Raw genomic sequence first — 17,830 nt, forward strand, 5'->3', positions numbered from 1 at the left:
TCGGCCGCCATCAGAGCTGGACCGCGTTGTAGAGGCTGGTCAGTTCGGAGCGGTTCAGGGCGCGCAGCGTACCGGGCTTCTGCTCACCGAGCTGCACGGTGTGGACCTTGGTGCGCACCAGGGCCTGGACCGGGTACCCGGCCTCCTTGAGCATGCGCCGCACGATGTGCTTGCGCCCCTCATGGATCTCCAGCTTGATCAGCGATTTTCCCTGCCACGCATCGATGATCTGCACGTAGTCGGCGCGGGCGATGCCGTCCTCCAGGTCGATGCCGTCCTTGAGGTCGCGGATCAGGTCGCGGTCCCCCTCCCCCAGGACGGTGGCGAGGTAGGTCTTCGAGATCTCGTAGCGCGGGTGCATCAGACGGTTGGCCAGCTCACCGTCATTGGTGAGCAGCAGCAGTCCCTCGGTGGCCGCGTCCAGACGCCCGACGTGGAAGAGTCGCTGACCGGCGGCGACACGCTCACCGACGAGGTCCCCGATGCAGGGGCGGCCCATGTCGTCACTCATGGTGGACTGGATGCCGCGAGGCTTGTTCAGCGCGTAGGTGACCATCGTGTCATCGGCGATGACGCGGGTGCCGTCGACACGGATCACGTCGTTGTCCGGATCGACGCGCATGCCCTGTGCAGTGACGGTCTTCCCGTTGACCTCGACACGTCCCGCGTCGATGAGCTTCTCGCTCATCCGACGGGAGGCGACGCCGGCGGCGGCGAGGACCTTCTGGAGGCGGACCTTCTCCCCGGAGCCGGACGCACCGGCCTGTCCGGAGTTCCCGGACCCGCCCTTCTTCTTCGGTGGTTTGCGGTCGGCGACATGCTGGTGTCGCGCCGGACGCGCATTGGATACGTACAGGCCAGCGGGGTCAGCAGCGTTGCTGTCGGCCTGGTCCGGTGTGCCGTCTCGGCGAGCGGGTGTATTCACAGGTTCCTCATCAATCAGTGGAGGGTTTGAAGTTGTTCGACGTCATCGCAGACGTACCGTTGGACAAGTGTAGTCGGTCGGAACGCCCCGGGACATTCGGAGGCGACGGCGGCACAATGATCCAGGTCAACAACACCGTCATTGTAGGGCTCACCTGGTATTTCCGTGGGCCGGTCCACCAGTACGGCTCCTGCCGCCACAACTGAGCGGTGGGTACCGGACACAGGTGCCTCATCGCACCGCTTTGTGCGTGCCAACTGAAGTGAAAGTCCGCAAAGCGGTGCGATCAGGGACAGAGGACGCGAGGACTCACGCGCGATGGCTAATCCACGTCGATACTGTCCACGTCAGGAAGCAGCGGTGCCAGATTCGGCAGCTGCTCCAGCGACTCCAGCCCCAACTGCTCCAGGAACAGGTCGGTGGTGACGTACAGGTGCGCCCCGCCGACCTCCCCGGTGACGCCGGCCTCGGCGATCAACCCGCGCAGGTTCAGCGTGCGCATCACCCCGTCGCAGTTCACACCGCGGATGCCCGCCACCTGCGACCGGGTGACCGGCTGCCGGTACGCCACCACCGCCAGGGTCTCCAACGCTGCCCGGGAGAGCCGTTGCTGTGAGCCGTCCAGGATCTTCGCCTCCACCACCGCCGAATTCTCCCGGCGTGTGTAGAGACGCCACAGTCCGTCCCGCTCCCGGAGCTCGAAACCCATCCCCCGGTCCGAGAACTCCGTGGCGGTCTCCTCCAGCGCCGCGAGGACGTCCTGTTCCGACTGTCCCAGCACACGCGCGAAATCCGCCGCACTGGTCGGCTCATCGGCGACCAACAGCAGCGACTCCAGGTGACTGCGCAGCAGGCTGACGGGTTCTGTGCTCATATTCCCTCAATCCCAGTTACTGGCGGCGACAACAGCCGGGTCAACGTCCAGCCCGGTCCAGGCCACGGTCATGTCCTCCAGCGGTTCCAGCTGCTCGATCCCCACCGCGCGGGCCTTGTAGAGCTCCAGCAGCGCGAGGAAGCGTCCGACGATCTTCATCGACACCTCGCAGTCGGAGACCAGGGTGCTGAAACTGACCCAGGTGTCCGCCCCGGCGACGCGCAGGGTCGACAGGATGTGCCCGGCCTGCTCCGGGACGGACACCTCCTGGACGTGCAGGTGGGACGTGGACACCTCGGTCGGCTTCGGACGGAACACCGCCGCCGCGAGCTCGGCGAAGTCGTCCGGGGTCATCCCCAGCTCGACCGGTGGCATCAGGTCCACGAACTGCTCCTCCGGGGACAACTGCACCGGGTAGCGCCGGTCCGCGTCGCGCTGCCACTCCGCGAACTGCCCGGCCACCGCCTTGTAGGCCCGGTACTGCAGCAACCGGGCGAACAGCAGGTCGCGGGACTCCAGCAGCGCCAGGTCCTCCTCGTTCTCGACCTCGCCACGGGGCACCAGCCGGGCCGCCTTCAGGTCCAGCAGCGTCGAGGCGACCACCAGGAACTCGGTGACCTCGTCCAGGTCGTCCACACTGCCGGTCAGGGTGCGGGTGTAGGCGATGAACTCGTCCGTCACCGTGGCCAGCGCGACCTCGGTGACGTCCATCCTGTGGGAATGGATCAACTGCAGCAGCAGGTCGAAGGGGCCGTCGAAGTTGGCCAGCGCCACCCGGAAACCCGTGATTTCCGGCTGCTCCACCTCCGGCGTCGCGGTCTGGTCCAGCACTGCGGTCACGGTCTCAGGCCCTCTCGATGACCTCGGCCGCCAGGTCGAAGTACTGCTTCGCCCCATCGGATTTCGGCGCCCAGGAGGTGATCGGCTCCCCGGCGACGGAGGTCTCCGGGAAGCGGACCGTCCTGGTGATCACCGTGTCAAAGACCTTGTCGCCGAAGACCTCGACCACCCGGTCCATCACCTCGCGCGAGTGGTTGGTGCGCCGGTCGAACATGGTGACCAGGATGCCCATGACCTCCAGCCGGAAGTTCAGCCGGTCCCGGACCTTCTCGACCGTGTCGGTGAGCAGCGCCAGACCGCGCAACGAGAAGTACTCGCACTCCATCGGGATGATCACACTGTCCGCGCAGCTCAACGCGTTGACGGTGAGCAGCCCCAGCGACGGCTGGCAGTCGACGAGGATGACGTCGTAGTCCTTCATCACCGGGTGCAGGGCCCGCGCCAGGGCCTGCTCCCGGCCGACCTCGTTGACCAGCTGGATCTCCGCGGCCGACAGGTCGATGTTCGCCGGGACCACGTCCAGGCCCTCCACCGGACTGCTGTGCAGCGCCTCGTGGATCGTGGCCGAGTTGTCGACCAGCAGGTTGTAGACGGTCACGTCAAGCTGCTCGTGGTCGATGCCCAGCCCGGCCGAGAGCGCCCCCTGGGGGTCCAGGTCCACCAGCAGGACGCGCCGCCCGTAACTCGCCAGGGCGGCCCCCATGTTGATGGTGGACGTCGTCTTACCGACGCCGCCCTTCTGGTTGCACATCGCAATGACGGTCGCCGGACCGTGCCGGTCCAGCGGGCCCGGGTGCGGGATCTCACGCAGGGGCCGCCCGGTGAGCCCCAGTCGGGGCTTGTCGAACAGGCCATCTGCGCTGCCAGCCGTGTCAGCCATCCCTGTCAAGCTCCCTTCGCTGGACGACTCGAACAAATCACATGCTTCAGATTATCACGCACGGGGATGTGACTCCGCCCAGCTTTCCCGGAGAAGGTCCGGGGTGACTTTCGTGTAGATCTGCGTGGTCGACACACTCGAGTGCCCGAGCAGTTCCTGGACCACCCGCACATCCGCGCCGCCGGTGAGCAGGTGCGTGGCGAAACTGTGCCTCAGACTGTGCGGGGAGATCTCGCCGAGCCCCGCCCTCTCCGCGGCGGAGGAGATGATTCTGTAGCCGTTCTGCCTGGACAGACGACCGCCGCGGTTCGTCAGGAACAGGGCGGCGGTGTCCCGTCCGCCCCTGCTGCGCTCGGCGAGCGAGGGGCGTGCGCGGCTGAGGTAGGCGTCCAGCGAGTGCAGCGCCGGGGTGCCGACGGGCAGGACGCGTTCCTTGCTCCCCTTGCCGCGCACCCTGACCATCGCATTAGTCCGGTCAATGTCGTCGAGGTCAAGCTCGGTGACTTCACTGATCCGCGCGCCGGTGGAGTACAGGAGTTCCACCAGCGCCCGGTCGCGCAACTGCAGCGGGCCCGCTCCCCCACCGTCCGGGCAGGCCTCGAGCAGTGCCGTCACCTGGTCGATGGTCAACGCCTTCGGCAGGTCGCGGCGTCCCGGCGACAGGGGGACGTCGGCCACCACGTCCGGGAGTCCACTCTCGGCGGCGGTGAATCGGTGCAGTCCCCGCACGGAACTGAGCACACGTGCCACCGTGGACTGCGCCAGGGGCAGCCCCCCGGTGACCGCATGCCCCTGGCGCATTTCCACCACGAAGCGCTCGATATCCGTGGCGGTGACCGTGGTCATGTCCAGGGATTCCCCGGCGAGCCACTCCAGGTAGCGGTGGATGTCGCGGGTGTAGTTGTCGATGGTGTTCCTGCTGCGTCCGCGTTCGGTGCGCAGATGCCGCAGCCAGGCCCTGACCCGGCGTTCGTCGGCGTCGGCCGGCTCCGCCGGTTCAGCGGACATGCTTCATGTCCGCACCGTGTTCCAGACCCCCGGCCCGGCGCTCCGCCAGCCCGGAACGGTAGGCGAAGCCGTCGGTGACGTCGCGCCTGGTCCCGGCGTGCAGGTGCAGCAGTCCCGCCACCGCGATGGCGTTCTCGACCCTGCCCTGGCGGACCCAGTCCACCGCTTCGTCGACCGGCAGCCAGACCCGTGTCATGTCCGCCTCCTCGCCGGAGGCCTCCTCCAACCCCGACAGTTCCTCCTCGCCGAGGTCGTGCACCTCCTCGGCCAGGAAGATGCGGCACATCTCCTCACTGATCCCCGGGGAGGTGCACACGTCACCCAGCAGGTGCCAGGAGTCCGCGCCCAGTCCGGCCTCCTCGGCAAGCTCGCGGCGTGCGGTGGACAGGACGTCCTCCCCCGCCATGTCGAGCAGCCCGGCGGGCAGCTCCCACAGGTAGCGTCCCACGGGCCGACGGTACTGGCGGACCAGCATGACGTGCCCGTCGCGGACCGCGACCACGGCCGCGGCGCTGAAATGCTCCACGACCTCGCGTGTCGCCTCCCCGGTCGCGGTGGTGATCCGGTCACGGCGCAGGGCCACCACCGGCGCGTCCACCAGGAGTTCGCTGGAGAGGGTGCGGTACATCCTAGAGCCCCTTGCGCTCCACGGCCGCGTGCACCAGACCGGCGAACAGCGGGTGCGGACGCGTCGGGCGGGACTTGTACTCCGGGTGCGCCTGCGTGGCGACAAGGTAGGGGTGGATGTCGGCCGGGTACTCCACGAACTCCACCAGTTCCCCGTTCGGGGACGTGCCGGAGAACACCAGGCCGGACCCCTCGGTGATCTGCTCCCGGTAGGCGTTGTTGACCTCGTAGCGGTGGCGGTGACGCTCGGAGACCTCGGTCTCGCCGTAGGCGGTGGCCACGACGCTGCCCTCGTCCAGCACCGCCGGGTAGGCGCCCAGGCGCATCGTGCCACCCAGGTCAGCCTCGCCGGAGACGGCGGCCTTCTGCTCCGCCATCGTGGAAATGACCGGTGCCGGGGTGTTCTCGTCGAACTCGGTGGACGAGGCATCGGTGATGCCGGCGTGGCGCGCCGCCTCGATCACGGTGCACTGCAGACCCAGGCACAGGCCCAGCATCGGGACCAGGTTCTCGCGGCAGTAGGTGATCGCACCGATCTTGCCCTCGATGCCGCGGATGCCGAACCCACCGGGCACGACCACGGCGTCGACGCCCCGCAGTGCTTCGGAGGCCCCCTCGGGGGTCTCGCACTCATCGGCGGCGACCCAGCGGATCGTGGCCTTCATGTTCTCGCCGAATGCGCCGGCCCGAATGGCCTCGGCGACCGAGAGGTAGGCGTCCGGCAGGTCGATGTACTTGCCGACCAGGGCAACGGTGACCTCGCCCACGGGCTCATGGACTCGCTCGAGCAGTCCGCCCCACACCGTCCAGTCCACATCGCGGAACGGCAGGTTGAGCTTGCGGATCAGGAAGGAATCCAGGTGCTCGCGGTACAGGACCCGGGGAATGTTGTAGATCGAGGACGAATCGGCGCAGGAGACCACGCCCTCCTCCTCGACGTCGGTCATCAGTGCGATCTTGCGCTTCAGGCCCTCGGGGACCTCACGGTCGCAGCGCAGGACGATCGAGTCCGGGATGATACCGATGCTGCGCAGCTCGGCGACCGAGTGCTGGGTCGGCTTGGTCTTCAGCTCGCCGGACGGGGCGAGGTAGGGCACCAGGGAGACGTGGATGAAGAAGATGTTGTCCCGGCCGACCTCGTGGCGGACCTGGCGGGCGGCCTCCAGGAACGGCTGTGACTCGATGTCACCGACGGTGCCGCCGATCTCGGAGATGACCACGTCCGGCTTCACACCGTCGGAGCCGGGCTCCGCCTGTGCCAGGATCCGGGACTTGATCTCGTCGGTGATGTGCGGAATGACCTGCACGGTCTTTCCGAGGAACTCACCACGGCGCTCCTTGGCGATGACCGTGGAGTACACCTTGCCGGTGGTGACGTTGGCGTTCTGTGTGAGGCTGCGGTCCAGGAAGCGCTCGTAGTGCCCCAGATCGAGGTCGGTCTCCGCGCCGTCGTCGGTGACGAAGACCTCGCCGTGCTCGAAGGGGTTCATGGTGCCCGGATCGACGTTGAGGTACGGATCCAGCTTCTGCATCGTGACCGTCAACCCCCTGGCAACGAGCAGCTGACCGAGACTGGCGGCGGTCAGGCCCTTGCCCAGTGACGAGACAACGCCGCCTGTGACGAAAATGAACTTGGTGTGGTGCTCGGTGCGGCCCTGCGACACGTCAACTCCCGTGGTTGATACGGATAAAACCTACGGGGCTTCAGCCTAACACAGGGGTTGTCATTCGACCCCAGCGGAGGCCGCGTTGGACGCCGCCCCGTACGCTCCGGCGTCCCCGTCGAGCTGTCCGGCGAGTGCCCTGACCACCGTGATCCGTCCGGCCGTGTCGGTGACGTTGTCCACGGTGCTGACGTTCTCGTTGGCTTCACGGTCCCCGCGCACCAGGCCGACCGCACCGTCCTTCGACGCGGAACCGTACTCCCCGGCGAGGACGGCCCCACCGGTCGTCGCGTCCAGGGCGGAGGCCATGTCGGCGACGAAGCGGGTGGAGTAGTTCCCGTCCCCGTCCCCCTCGGAGGCGCCGCCGGTGACCAGGACCACGGCGTCGGCGGACGACAGGTCCCCACCGTCGGCCCCGTCAGCGAGGTAACCGGCGTTGCCGAGGGCCCCGAGGACGACGGCGCGGTCGGACTCGCTGGCCCCGTCATCGGCCACGGTCTGGCCCAGCAGCTCCCCGGCGTGGTACCCGGGGTCGAGCCGGTCCTCGGAGAGCCCTGCCCCGGCGGGCAGTGACCCCGCGGCGATGGACTTGATGTCGTCACCGGCGTCGGGTGCGGTGAAGGACCCGTCGAACCGGAGCGTCCCGGCGTCCTCTCCCCCGGCGGCGCCGATGAGGTCGCGGACCTGTCCGACGGCCTCCTCGTCGGCGTCCGCGGTGGTCACCAGCAGCACGCTGCTGTCGGCGAGGGCATCCCCGACGGCGTCCTCCGCCATGCCGGCCAGCACCCCGTCGGAGGCTTCACCCTGGGCCGTCGCCGCGTCGGCACGGTCGGTGGCGTCGTTGAGTTCGGCCTGCGTGTCACTGTCCACGGTCTCGGGCCCGCCCTCGATGTTCGGGGCCAGGACGTAGAAGCCCAGGAGGGTGCCCGCGGCGATTCCGGCGGCGACGATGCCGGTGGTCTTTCCCGCGCTCATCAGAAGAGGTCCTGGAAACGCAGGGCGATGTTGTTCCAGCTGTCGACGAGGTTGTCGACGAAGCCCTCGGAGCCGCTCAGACCCGCGATCAGGACAATCACCGCCAGCGCGACGAGCACACCGATCAGTGCCCACCACCAGCCGCCGCCGGACCGGGAGACCCGGTAGAGCTCCGCCACGGCGGTGGAGTCGACGAGGCGGCCGCCGACGCGCAGCCGGGACAGCATCGCCGAGGGGGTGTCGGGGGACTGGGCGGTGTCGAAGATGCGCTCCAGGTCCACCGTGGGGCCGAGGTTCACCACCATCGACGCCCCGTGGTAGTCGGCGAGCAGCAGGGCCAGGTCGGTGGCGTCCTGGGTGGCGGCGGGGAAGGTCATCGCACCGATGCCGAGGTCCTGGATGCGTTCCAGCCCGTTGGCGTGGCCGTCCGGCTCGGCGGGCAGGATGACCGTGGCGCCGGAGTTCAGCGCGTCGGTGCTGATGACCTCCGGGTCGCCCACGATGACCCGCGGCTTGTAACCGTGCTTCAGGAGGGTGTCCGCCGCACCATCGACGGCGATGACCACCGGGTCGTACTCGCGGATGAAGTAGCGCAGGGCCTTGATCTTGTCCTCGATCGAGGGATCCGGGCTGACGACGAGGACCTTGCGGTCGTCCATGTCGACGCCGGTGTCGGGGATGCCGAGGCCGTCGATCAGCAGCGGCGCCTCCGAGCGGACGAACTCCGCGGTGTTGCCGGTGAAGGCCTCCATGTGGTCCGCCAGCGCCTCCCGGGCGTCGGCGAAGCGGGTGGTGGCGGTCTCCTCGTCGAGGGGTTCCCCCTTGCCGATGGACCGGTCGCCGTAGAGGATCTTGCCCTCGTGGAGGCGCCCCTTCTTGCCGTTGCGCAGGCGCTCGACAATGCTGTCGTCGGCGTCCTCGATCAGTGTGATGCCGGCGTCGAGCAGCATCTGCGGACCGAAGTTCGGGACGTTGCCGGTCGAGAACGCGGCGGTGTTGACCACGGCGCCGACACGGGCGTCGATGAGCTTCTGCGCCAGGGCGCGGCTGAGGTCGGGTTCGTTGACGACGGCGATGTCGCCCTCGGTGAGGCGTCCGGTGCCCTTGTTCCCGGTGCAGTCCCGGGTGTGGCCGTGGATGCCGGGGGTGTCGGTACGGGAGAAGATCATGGGGACCATTGTGACCGGTGGGGCGGGATTGCCGGGGTAGGCGCGCCGACGAAATCAGCGACATGTCCGCGTGTCCACACGTTGTCCGCGCATTCCCCCTCAGTTCACCGCGCGTCCACCGGCGCACCATAGCGTTCTCCACGGCCCCAACGGGGGCCACCCGCATCCCTCACGTTCAAGTAGGAGAACCCCATGTCCCTGCGGAAATTCCGCACGCCTGCCGGCGCCGCCCTCGCGGCCGCCGTGATCCTGTCGGTCGCCCCGGCCCACGCCCAGGACCTTCCCGACCTGCCCGGCTCCGCCGATCTCCCGGGGTCCGCCCCGGAGTCGTCACTGCCCGGTTCATCACTGCCCGGTTCATCACTGCCCGGATCCTCCGTCCCGGGCGCCCCGACCGAGAACGAGGGCCTCTACGAGGGCTCCGTCCAGGTCGTCGACGGTGAGTCCGAGAACCAGGAGATCTTCTCCGGCCAGGTCTTCGACGACGCCAACAAGGACTCCGTCCTCAACGGTGGTGAATCCGGCATCCCCGACGTCCAGGTCACCAATGGCATCGACGTCGCCACCACCGGCCCGGACGGCCGCTACGAGCTCCCGGTCCGCGACAACATGAGTGTGTCGGTCACCCAGCCTGCCGGCTGGCAGGTCCCGGTCGACGAGCACAATTTCGCCCAGTTCAGCTACGAGCACTACCCCGAAGGCTCCCCCGCACTGCAGTTCGGCGGACTCGAGCCCACCGGTGGCGTCCCGACCGCGGTGAACTTCCCGCTGGCGGCCTCCGACGCCACCGCCGCATCCGCCCAGTCCTGTCCGATCGCATCGGACACCCAGACCTACGACCTGGAGGAGGTCGGCTACGCGTCCACGGGGGCCCCGGCCGACCTGGAGGGACGCAACGACTACGCGGGCTGCGGAATCATGCTGCTCGGAGACAACGTCGGCGACGACCTGTCGCTGAACCCGAACCTCAAGGAGCTGTACACAAACGCCAACGGCCCGGTCCGTGCACTCCCCGGCAACCACGACATGGACTTCGATGTCGCCGACGACGTCAACGCCACCGACACCTACCGCCGCGACTTCGGCGCCCCGTACTACTCCTACGACGTCGGCGAGACCCACTTCGTGGCGCTCGACAACATCATCTACAACGGTGACGACGGCTCCGGCAACGGCGGTTACCTGGAGAAGATCGACGACAACCAGCTGGAGTGGCTGAAGAATGACCTGGCCACCGTCGACAACAACCAGCAGATCGTGATTGCCGCCCACGCCCCGATCGTCAACTACAAGGAGGTCATCACCGACAATGCCAACGACCTCTACTCCATCCTCGCGGACTACCCCAACGCCGTGACGGTGGGCGGGCACACCCACACCCTCGAGCACCTGGTCGCCGGCGAGCAGCGCGCCGAGTGGGCACAGTGGGCGGAGAGTCCGGTCACCGAGCTCACCCACGACCAGATCGTCGCCGGCGCGGTCTCCGGTGACTGGTACTCAGGCGAGCTCAACGACAACGGTGTCCCCTACGCCTACACCTCGGACGCCGCGGAGCCGGGCATCCTCACCTTCGAGTTCGGCGGTGAGGGACGCAGCGAGTACTACACTGTGCGCAACGAGTCCCAGGACCACCAGTTCCTCACGGGCGTCAACTCCCCGGCCTGGCGCAACTGGGCCGCCGAGGCCCAGGCGTGGCAGGACAGCGACAAGATCGGACCCGCGCCGGAGGGCACCGGCGAGATCGACCCGCTGGTCGTGACTCAGGAGGACGTTCGCAGTGGGGAATCGTACCTGAACAGCAGCTTCTACGGCGGTTCCACCGACGCGGACGTCTCGGTCAGCATCGACGGCCAGGATCTCGAGGCCGAGCACACCCAGCCCGCGCAGGGTGAGGCGCTCAATGAGGGATGGGAGTTCACCGAGACCGTCTCGGCGACCCACAACCTGTCCTCCACCGGAAACGTCGCGCAGTCCAGCCCACACCTGTGGCAGACGGCCCTGCCTGCGGACCTGGAGCCCGGCAAGCACACCGCACAGGTCACCGGCACCGACCGTTACGGGAAGACCACCACGCAGGACGTGACCTTCACCGTCGCCGGGTAGCCCTCACCGCGTGGCCGCGGCCGCCTCGTCCAGGGCGGTGGCCAGGGCGGAGGTCGGCCGGGTCTCCAGCCTGGCCAGCACCACCGGCACCTTGACCGCCGGTTCAACCAGGTCGAGGACCTGCAGTTCGGAGGCCACCACACCCGGTGCGTTCGCCGGCACCACCACCGCCCACCGGCGGGTCGAGGCCAAAGCGATCAACGCCTCGACGGAGTCGGCGTCAGCGGCCGGAACCACCTCGGCGGCCAGGTCCGCCGAGGCCATCGCCCGGTCGAACTCCGCACGCGCCCGCATCCCCGGCGACAGCACCGCCAGGGGCAGGTCGACGAGCTGCTCGCCGGAGACCGAGGTGGCGCCGTCCAGGTGGTCCAGCAGTTCCGGGGCGGCGAGAACCACGAAGTCCACCGTCCCCAGTTCAGTCAGGTGCAGGCCGCCACCCTCACCGGACGCCGGGTGGATCACCCCCGCATCCAGTTCAGCGGCATGCAGCCGGTCAATGATCTCCTCACTGCGCAGGCCGGCCACCAGGTCGACCGAGACAGCGGGGTGCGCCTCCCGCAGTTCCGAGAGGACCGCCGCCCCGCGGTACACCCCCGACGGGATCACCCCGAACCTCACCGTGGTCTCCAGACTCCCCCGCCCCGCGGAGAGGTCCTCGAGGAGCCTGCGGTGGTCGCCGACGATGCGCCGCGCGTACTCCAGCACGAGCTCACCCTCCGGGGTCAGTCCGCGGAAGGTCGACCGCCCACGGTTGACCAGCGGTACCTTCAGTTCCCCCTCCAGCTTGCGGATCGCCTCCGACAGGGTCGACGTCGTCACGTAGCAGGACGCCGCGGCCCGGCCGAAATGCTGTTCCCGGGCCAGTGCCTCGAAGTAGTGCAGCTGGGTCAGCAGCATTACAGCCCCGCCGTGAATTCCGCCTTGGCGTCCCGGGCGGTGGCGAGCAGTTCCTCGGCGTGGGCACGCCCGGTGTCGGACTCCAGCCCCGCGAGCATGCGGGAGAGTTCCTCGACCCGTTCCCCGGGCTCCAGTGTGCGGACGCTGGAGTGCACGGAATCATCGGAGGCCGACTTCGCGACGTGCACATGGGCGTCGGCGAAGGCGGCGACCTGGGGAAGGTGCGTGACCACGATGACCTGGTTGTCGACGGCGAGGCGGGCCAGACGGCGCCCGATCTCCACCGCCGCCCGTCCACCGACGCCGGAATCGACCTCGTCGAAGACCATGGTCCGGTCGCGTCCGGCGAGGATGACCTCCAGTGCGAGCATCACCCGGGACAGCTCACCTCCGGAGGCCGTTGCCGCCAACGACGTCGGTTTCCCGCCCTGCACCAGCAGGAACTCGACCTCGTCGATGCCGTCCGGGCCGCAGTTGGCGACCTCCGCCGCTGCCGTGGCCACCTCCACCCGGAAGGACGCGGTCATCTGCAGCCCGGTGATCTCGGCACTCACCGCGTCGGCGAAGCGCTCGGCCGCCGTGGCCCGTACCGACGACAGGGACCGGGCAGCGTCCAGCATCGCCGTCCCGGCGGAGTCGACCTTCCCCTGGAGTTCGTCGAGGGCGTCGCCGGAGACGTCGATGTCCGCGAGTCGTTGCCGCGCCCGGTCCCGCCAGGCGAGCACGCCGTCCGGCCCGTCGATCCCCGCCGCGTACTTGCGCAGGTCGCGCAGTTCCTGTTGGCGGTGCAGCAGTCCGTCGAGGCTCTCCGGGTCCGGCACGTCCGACAGTGCCCCACCAATCTCGGTGGAGATGTCGCCGAGGTCGGTGAGGACGGCGTCGATCCGTCCTGCCAGTTCGCCGAAGCGGGGCTCGGAGCCCGCCCGCCCGGACAGGACGGCGGACGCGGCGGCCAGTGAGTCGACCGCCGCCGAGCCGGTGACGCCGCCCGCGCCGTCGTCCGGGTCACCGCCGTCGATCGCGCCGAGGGCCGTCAGGGCCGCCTCCCGCAGTTCATCGGCGTCCTGCAGACGGGTGATGGTGGCCTTGAGTTCGTCCTCCTCCCCCGGCTGCGGATCGAGGGCGTCGATCTCGTCCAGGGAACGGCGGAGGGTCTCGGTCTCCAGGGCGAGCTCGCGGCGCTTCTCGGTGCGGTCTCGGAGGTCGCGTGCCAGGGTGGCCCATTCCCGGCGCAGACGGCGGTAGGCGCGGCGGTCGTCGTCCAGACCGGCGAAGCGGTCGAGGTTGCGCAGCTGCCGGGTCGGGTCGAGCAGCTGGAGTTGGTCGGACTGTCCGTGGATCGTCAGCAGCTGGTTGGTGAAGTCGCCGAGCACCCCGGCGGCGACTGTGCGTCCGGCCAGGTGTGCCCGGGAGCGTCCCGAGGCGTTGACCGACCGGGAGACCACAACCTCGCCGTCGTCGGTGTAGCCGCCGATGTCCTCGATGATGGCGTCCAGCCGGGCGGCGGTCCTGTCGTCGCCACCGGTGTGCAGGATCCCGTCGACCGAGGCGCGGTCGGTGCCCGCCCGGACACGCTGGGCGTCGGCCCTCGCGCCGGACAGCAGCTTCAGACCGGTGACCACCATCGTCTTGCCTGCGCCGGTCTCGCCGGTGACCACGGTGAAACCGTCGGAGAACTCCGCGGTCGCCTCCTCGATGACACCCAGGTTCCGGATCTGCAGTTCAGTGAGCATCCGCCTCACCTTCGGGGTCCGCGCCACCCGGTGACCGGGAGACGGAACTTCTGCACGAGACGGTCGGTGAACGGTTCGGTGTCCAGCCGTACCCAGCGGACGTCCTGGGGGCCACGGCGGATCTCCACCCGGGCTCCCGGCGGCATGTGGATCTGGCGGAAGCCGTCCATCACCGCCGTCGCCGGGGAGGTCTGCGGGTTCGTCTCCACGGCGACGGTGGAGTCGGGGCTGACGACCAGGGGGCGGGCGAACAGGGTGTGGGCGTTGGACGGGACGACCAGGATCGACGCCAGTTCCGGCCAGAGGATCGGGCCGCCCGCGGAAAAGGCGTAGGCCGTCGATCCCGTCGGGGTCGACACCAGGACGCCGTCGCAGCCGAAGGAACTCACCGGACGCTGGTCGACCTCCAGGATCGTGTCGAGCACACCCTGGCGGTTGAGGTTCTCCACCGAGCACTCGTTGAGCGCCCAACCGGTGCCCAGCACGCGGCCGTCGATGTCGCGGGCGGTGACCGACAGGGTCATCCGGTTCTCGATGCGGTAGTCGCCGGCGATGACGCGGTCGAGCGCCTCCTCGAGTGAGTCCTGCTCCCATTCGGCGAGGAAGCCGATGTGCCCCATGTTCACGCCGAGAACGGGGACGTCCTGGGCGTGGGCGATGTCGGCGGCACGCAGGAAGGTGCCGTCCCCACCCAGGACGAGGACCAGGTCCACGCCCTTGGCGGCTTCGGTGGTGTGACCGTAGCGGGGGAACCTGCCGAGGATCTCGTGGCGTGCGACGGGGGCGGGGTCGCCGGTGGACATGACGCGCACGGTCAACCCACCGTCGGAGAGCCGTTCCGCGGCGGCGGCGGCCATGGAGAGTTTGTCGGACGCGCCGGTGTGTGCGACGAGCAGTACCTCGCGTACCCGGGTTTCACCTTCGGTCACTGCGGACCCTCCTTCACTGCCTGGTCGATCATCGCTGCAAGGTTACTGTCGTCGGGGGCACTGGCGCCTCCATCCTTGACCAACCACAGAAAGTATTCCACGTTTCCGCTGGGACCGGGCAATGGTGACGCGGTGACGGCCTTCACCGAGAGCCCGTGACGGCGTGCGGCCTGCGCCACATCCAGCGTCGCCGCGGCCCGCAGTGCGGGGTCACGCACCACGCCGCCGTGGCCGAGCCGGTCCCTGCCGACCTCGAACTGCGGCTTCACCATGGGCAGCAGGTCACCGCCGTCGGCGATGCAGGCGGCCAGTGCGGGCAGCACCAGTTCGATGGAGATGAAGGACAGGTCACCGACCATGGCGTCGGCCTGTCCGCCGAGCGACTCCGGGGTCAGGGTGCGGACGTTCGTGCGGTCCATCACGGTCACCCGGTCGTTGTTCTGCAGCCGCCAGATGAGTTGGCCGTAGCCGACGTCGACGGCAAGGATCTCACTCGCCCCACGGTCGAGGCAGACATCGGTGAACCCGCCGGTGGACGCGCCTGCGTCGAGGACCCGTCGTCCCCCGAGGGTCAGGCCGAGCGGCTCGAAGGCGGCCAGCGCGCCGAGGAGCTTGTGGGCCCCACGGGACGCCCAGCGGTCGTCGTCGCTCTCCGTCACACGGATGGAGACGTCCCCGTCGACGCCCGTGGCCGGCTTCGTTGCGGCCATGCCGTTGACGCTGACGCGCCCGGCGAGGATCATCTCACGGGCGTGTTCCCTGGACCTGGCGTCCCTGCGCTTCACCAGTTCCGCATCAAGGCGCTGCAGCCGCCGTCCCCTGCCGGATTTCGCCATCTAGCGGCCCTCCAGGGCGTCATTGATCATCTGGTGCGCCTGCTCGAGCAGGGCGGCCTCCTCATTGCCCCCGGCATCTGAGGCGAGCAGACGGTCGATCTCGGAGACCAGGGCGTCGGGGTCGAAGACGGCACTGGTGTCCCCCGGTTTCGGGGCGTTCGGTTGCTGGGTCACCGCCATGCCTCCAGTGCCTGGAGTGCCGCTGCATCGCCCTCGGCGGCGACGACCCCGGGTACGGGCTCCCCCGAGTCGATGGCGTCCCACACTACCGGGGCAGCGACGGCGAGAGCCTCAGCCGCCATGACCTCCGGGTCGCCCGTCTCGCCGGAATGCACGACCACGGTGTCGCCGGAGGACTGCACCGACCAACCCTCCAGGTGATCGCGGAGGTTGGCGGCGATGAAGGTCGGACGGTGGTCGGTGGTCAGCAGCTGACGGTGGGTCGCCACGCCGGTCAGGACGCACAGGGTGTCCAGGCCGGCAGCGATGCCACCGGCGATGTCGGTGTCCAGACGGTCACCGACGGCGAGGGGGTGCGCAGCCCCGGACTGCTCCACGGCGACGCGGAACATGGCGGGCAGCGGCTTCCCCGCGCTGTGCGGCTCGACCCCGGTCGCGCTGACCACGGCGGCAACGAGTGACCCGTTGCCGACGAGGAATCCCCGCTCCGAGGGGAGTGTGGTGTCCAGGTTCGATGCGACGTACACGGCCCCCGCGTTGATCGACAACGCTGCCTCGGAGAGGTGGTGCCAGTTGTTCTGCGGACTGTGGCCGTGCAGCACGACATGCGGGGTCCCGGCATCGCCGTCGGCACTGTCCACCACAGTGAAACCCGCGTCCCCGGCGAGGCTACGGAAGGAGTCGGCCCCGACGACGTAGGCGAGGCGGCCGTCCTCGGGGACACCCCGGTCGGAGAGGACCTCGTTGGCCAGGACACAGGCGGCCTGGGCCGACGTGAGGACGTCGTCGGTGGCGGCACGGAAACCCAGGGAGGTCAGGTGCTCGGCGACCTGGGACGGCGAACGGGAGGCGTTGTTGGTGATGAACACCGCTGAGCGCCCGTCGAGGGCCTCGTGGGAACCGTCGATGGCGTCGCCGCCCTTGAAGACCGTGCCGTCGAGGTCGGCGAGGAGGACATCGTAGTCATCGAGCAGCCGCAGTCCTGTCATAACCGGCCGCCCTACTTCCCGTCGAGTTCGCGCAGTCGGTCCTCGGCGTCGAGGACCTTCTCCGTGTCCATGTCCTGTGCCCGGCGGAACCACTGCCGTGCCTGGTCGGTGTCGCCGACGGCGAGGAGTGCGTCGGCGTGGGCGTAGGTGACACGCAGGGCCGTGACCTCGGGGAGGTCGGTCGACTCCGTCTCCGCCTCCAGCACGGCGAGCGCCTGGTCGTTCTGGGAGAGGTCGTGGTGGGCACCGGCGACGACGATGGCGAGTTCGGCGCGGCTCTCGGGGTCGAGTTCCTCCGACTCCTGGCTTCGGCCGAGTTCGATGGCCTTCTCCGGCTTGCCGAGTCCACGCTCGCAGTCCGCCATGACGGCGAGGAGTCCGGGGCCGCCGGCCATACGGCGGGCGGCACGCAGCTCGTTGAGCGCTTCCTTCCATTCACCGGCGTGGTAGGCGGCGATGCCGAGGGTCTCGCGGGTGATCGGGACGCGGCCTCCACGGTCCTTCGCGGCGCGGGCGTGGGCCAGTGCCCTGGTGGCGTCCTTGTCCATGAGGGCGGCAGTCATCACCAGGTGGCCGGCGACCTTGTCGGCGTTGTCCTTGGACAGGCTGCGGAGTTCCTGGCGGATGCCCGGGTCGAGCTCCTTCGGGCTGACGTCCGAGGGGATCTCCGGTTCCTGGTTGCGCAGGCTGATGCGCTCCTCGCGGTAGCCGGAGCGCTGCGGGCCGTTCTGCCGGTCGCGCCGACGGTCGTCGCCCTGCTGCTTCCCGCCACGGTTCGCATGTCCACCGCCGCGCTGGTCGCGACCGCCCTGGCCGCCTTTACCGCCCTGACCACCCCGTCGGTCGTCACGGCGGGGTCCGCCACGGTTGTAGCCTCCCTGGCCGCTGCGACCGCCGTGGGAGGGGCGGTTACCGCCCCGGTTATTCCCGCGCGATCCGTTGTCGCCGGAAGACTCGCTCATGTGGATCCTCTATTCTCGCAAGTATTATCCCGACCGATTCTAGGCGAGGTCGGTCCACCGGCCAACCGCCGGCGTCTGAACCCCGCTTGCTGTGCCCGGCGGGGGCGGGCATAAAAAAAGGTGTGTGGCCGGAACAACCGCCCCACAAAAAGGGCGACCATCCCAACCACACACCAGAAGTTAGATGTCGGCGGCGTCCTACTCTCCCACACCCTCCCAGGTGCAGTACCATCGGCGCA

17 protein-coding genes are annotated in these 17,830 nt (G+C 69.0%); 1 reads left to right on the top strand and 16 read right to left on the bottom strand.

What is annotated here, in order from left to right:
* Positions 1–10: 10 nt before the first annotated feature.
* The 9 genes from ACTIL2_RS08860 to steA all read right to left on the bottom strand — a co-directional run bounded on the left by ACTIL2_RS08860 (position 11) and on the right by steA (position 8,971).
* A complete protein-coding gene (locus ACTIL2_RS08860; RefSeq protein ID WP_442337095.1) occupies positions 11–925 on the bottom strand; it encodes a pseudouridine synthase in 915 nt (304 codons plus the stop codon).
* Positions 926–1,247: 322 nt separating this feature from the next.
* Positions 1,248–1,799, bottom strand: coding sequence for an SMC-Scp complex subunit ScpB (gene scpB, locus ACTIL2_RS08865; RefSeq protein WP_442337096.1), 552 nt, complete (start codon positions 1,797–1,799; stop codon positions 1,248–1,250).
* Positions 1,800–1,805: 6 nt separating this feature from the next.
* Positions 1,806–2,573, bottom strand: a complete 768-nt coding sequence (locus ACTIL2_RS08870) for a segregation and condensation protein A (protein WP_442337112.1) — start codon at positions 2,571–2,573, stop codon at positions 1,806–1,808.
* 70 nt (positions 2,574–2,643) lie between these two features.
* Complete coding sequence (locus ACTIL2_RS08875) at positions 2,644–3,519, bottom strand: ParA family protein (RefSeq protein WP_442337097.1); 876 nt, start codon at positions 3,517–3,519, stop codon at positions 2,644–2,646.
* Between the two features lie 54 nt (positions 3,520–3,573).
* Entirely contained in the window at positions 3,574–4,527 is a 954-nt protein-coding gene (locus tag ACTIL2_RS08880) for a site-specific tyrosine recombinase XerD (RefSeq protein WP_442337098.1), read from the bottom strand.
* Positions 4,517–5,155, bottom strand: coding sequence for an NUDIX domain-containing protein (locus tag ACTIL2_RS08885; RefSeq protein WP_442337099.1), 639 nt, complete (start codon positions 5,153–5,155; stop codon positions 4,517–4,519). Before ACTIL2_RS08885 ends, ACTIL2_RS08880 begins: the two co-directional genes overlap by 11 nt.
* Before the next feature lies 1 nt (position 5,156).
* The gene (locus ACTIL2_RS08890) at positions 5,157–6,818 is read right to left on the bottom strand and encodes a CTP synthase (protein WP_442337100.1); all 1,662 of its coding nucleotides are present in this window, start codon (positions 6,816–6,818) and stop codon (positions 5,157–5,159) included.
* Positions 6,819–6,878: 60 nt separating this feature from the next.
* Complete coding sequence (locus ACTIL2_RS08895; RefSeq protein ID WP_442337101.1) at positions 6,879–7,793, bottom strand: copper transporter; 915 nt, start codon at positions 7,791–7,793, stop codon at positions 6,879–6,881.
* Positions 7,793–8,971 (bottom strand): putative cytokinetic ring protein SteA, encoded by a 1,179-nt coding sequence (gene steA / locus ACTIL2_RS08900; protein ID WP_442337102.1) that lies wholly within the window; start codon positions 8,969–8,971, stop codon positions 7,793–7,795. The genes ACTIL2_RS08895 and steA overlap by 1 nt, the downstream gene beginning before the upstream one ends.
* Positions 8,972–9,154: 183 nt before the next feature.
* Here steA and ACTIL2_RS08905 point away from each other — a divergent pair, with 183 nt between their 5' ends.
* Entirely contained in the window at positions 9,155–11,065 is a 1,911-nt protein-coding gene (locus ACTIL2_RS08905) for a calcineurin-like phosphoesterase C-terminal domain-containing protein (RefSeq protein ID WP_442337103.1), read from the top strand.
* Positions 11,066–11,068: 3 nt separating this feature from the next.
* Here the strand turns inward: ACTIL2_RS08905 and ACTIL2_RS08910 are convergent, their stop codons facing one another.
* From ACTIL2_RS08910 to ACTIL2_RS08940, 7 genes are read right to left on the bottom strand one after another with little or no spacing between them, the layout of a single operon-like run.
* Positions 11,069–11,962, bottom strand: a complete 894-nt coding sequence (locus tag ACTIL2_RS08910; RefSeq protein ID WP_442337104.1) for a LysR family transcriptional regulator — start codon at positions 11,960–11,962, stop codon at positions 11,069–11,071.
* A complete protein-coding gene (recN, locus tag ACTIL2_RS08915) occupies positions 11,962–13,695 on the bottom strand; it encodes a DNA repair protein RecN (RefSeq protein WP_442337105.1) in 1,734 nt (577 codons plus the stop codon). Before recN ends, ACTIL2_RS08910 begins: the two co-directional genes overlap by 1 nt.
* 5 nt (positions 13,696–13,700) lie before the next feature.
* Positions 13,701–14,624 (bottom strand): NAD kinase, encoded by a 924-nt coding sequence (locus ACTIL2_RS08920; RefSeq protein WP_442337106.1) that lies wholly within the window; start codon positions 14,622–14,624, stop codon positions 13,701–13,703.
* Complete coding sequence (locus ACTIL2_RS08925; RefSeq protein WP_442337107.1) at positions 14,621–15,460, bottom strand: TlyA family RNA methyltransferase; 840 nt, start codon at positions 15,458–15,460, stop codon at positions 14,621–14,623. Before ACTIL2_RS08925 ends, ACTIL2_RS08920 begins: the two co-directional genes overlap by 4 nt.
* Positions 15,461–15,634, bottom strand: coding sequence for a hypothetical protein (locus tag ACTIL2_RS08930; protein ID WP_442337108.1), 174 nt, complete (start codon positions 15,632–15,634; stop codon positions 15,461–15,463). It lies immediately after the preceding gene.
* A complete protein-coding gene (locus ACTIL2_RS08935) occupies positions 15,631–16,629 on the bottom strand; it encodes an HAD-IIA family hydrolase (RefSeq protein ID WP_442337109.1) in 999 nt (332 codons plus the stop codon). Before ACTIL2_RS08935 ends, ACTIL2_RS08930 begins: the two co-directional genes overlap by 4 nt.
* A gap of 11 nt (positions 16,630–16,640) precedes the next feature.
* Entirely contained in the window at positions 16,641–17,591 is a 951-nt protein-coding gene (locus ACTIL2_RS08940) for a tetratricopeptide repeat protein (RefSeq protein ID WP_442337110.1), read from the bottom strand.
* Positions 17,592–17,830: the final 239 nt, after the last annotated feature.

The organism is Corynebacterium sp., assembly GCF_052107835.1.
Classification (GTDB): Bacteria; Actinomycetota; Actinomycetes; order Mycobacteriales; family Mycobacteriaceae; genus Corynebacterium.